The organism is Staphylococcus sp. EG-SA-2, assembly GCF_017152085.1.
In genome coordinates, this window is record NZ_JACYHC010000004.1 from 1 (window position 1) to 585 (window position 585).

Annotated in this window: 1 protein-coding gene; it reads left to right on the forward strand. The window is 30.4% G+C overall.

Features of this window, described 5'->3' with window-relative positions; translation table 11 throughout:
• The coding region (locus tag IDG60_RS27000; protein ID WP_206160328.1) for an ATP-binding cassette domain-containing protein at positions 1-585 on the forward strand (585 nt) is incomplete at both ends.

Sequence of the window (585 nt, forward strand, 5' to 3'; positions counted from 1 at the left end):
AACGATTTATGATTTTATATTAAATATTATTGCTATGCTTTCGATTTTTGGTAGTTTAGTTCTAGGATTAATTCAAATTAATGCAGGCCAACTAAATATTATTTATATGACGAGTATAGTTTTAATGATCTTAACTTTATTTGAACAAGCTGTACCAATGACAAATGTCGCGTATTATAAAGCGGATACTGACCAAGCATTGCACGATATTAATGAAGTGATATCTGTACCTTCTACTAATGGAAAAAAACGTCTTAATGATAAGTATGATGCAACGAACATTTATGAAGTTAAGGATGCTAGTTTTAAGTATTGGAATCAGCAAACGTATGTGTTGTCGGATATTAATTTTAATGTTAATAGAGGCGAAAAGATTGCGATTGTGGGTCCTTCAGGTTCAGGAAAAAGTACATTACTACAAATTATGGCAGGGTTATATCAATTAGATAGTGGCTCTGTTCGTTTCGAAAATATGGATATGTTTGAAATAGATGACAAAGATAAGTTTGAATCGTTAAATGTCTTGCTACAATCTCAACAATTATTTGATGGTACAATACGTCAAAATTTATTTACCGATGAAAA